This window comes from uncultured Campylobacter sp., from assembly GCF_938031315.1.
In the GTDB taxonomy this organism is placed as follows: domain Bacteria; phylum Campylobacterota; class Campylobacteria; order Campylobacterales; family Campylobacteraceae; genus Campylobacter_B.
Genome location: NZ_CALHHT010000283.1, coordinates 1 through 1,041 on the forward strand (window position 1 = coordinate 1; position 1,041 = coordinate 1,041).

Here is a 1,041-nt window from a genome sequence, read left to right on the forward strand (position 1 = left end):
CGACCCTGATGGAGCAGGTCGATAAAGAGCGTGGTATTACGTCCGCCTTTTTAGGTAGCGAAGGAAACCCGGGCATGGGCACCTTGCTTACCAGTCAGCGTAAAAGAACCGACGAGGCGCTCGAAAATTATAAAAAAACCAAGGTCGAAAACGAAAATGTCGTAATTAAGAAGATATTTGATTTTTTTGCTTCCGGCACCGGAAACGACGAGTTAATCGCCGCTGAAGCCGAAATACAAAATTTATTAGCCGGGCTACCGCAGATAAGAAAAGATGTTGACGCCCAATCCAAAAGCTTTAGCGAACTTTTTAGCTCATACTTTCAGAAGCTAGACGACAATATCGAGGTGGTTCAAAGGGTTTTAAGAGAGGGTTCGGCAAGCTCAAACATTACGGTTTGGACTATTTCGCTACTTAATACCTACGAAGCGATAGACGCAACGGCCTCGGAGCGTGATTATATCATCGAATACATCATCGGAAGTAAGGCGATGAATCCGTCTCAGTTAAGAACGTGGGCAAATTTTAACCTTGCAAGTTCGCTGCCTAACTACTACTTCCTGCCGGAGTCTTCCGCAAGAGGCGCGATCTTAGAAATTTTAAACAATCCGGAATCTCAAAATACGCTAAGAGAGGCTGCGAGAGTTTCCGCGCTTTTACAGCAAGAGGCCGACGAGGGGCATTATAGCGTTCCGTTTGCGGAGTGGTTTACGCTAACTACGCAAAAATACCAGATGCTAAGTAACATTTCCAAAAAAATCAACGAAGAGCTTACGGTACATGCCGATAGGTATTTGGCGGAAAGACTTAGAAACCTCTTCATCGCAATTGGAATTTGGGGCTTAGCTATCGTGCTCGTTATATTTGCTTTGGGTATTGTAAAGCGCCTAAGACAGAACGTTACCGATCTAGGAAACGTGCTTAGCCGAATCGGCGATCTTACTGATCAGCACGAACATATCGACGTTAGGACGAGCGAAGGCGTTAATAAAGCTTACTCGCTTATCGAGGACGCGCTCGATCTGATCGCCTATCAAAAGG

Annotated in this window: 1 protein-coding gene; it reads left to right on the forward strand. The window is 45.4% G+C overall.

Features of this window, described 5'->3' with window-relative positions; genetic code table 11:
* Positions 1-1,041, forward strand: a 1,041-nt coding sequence (locus Q0236_RS06990; protein WP_297916363.1) for a nitrate- and nitrite sensing domain-containing protein, incomplete at both ends; no start/stop codon positions are given.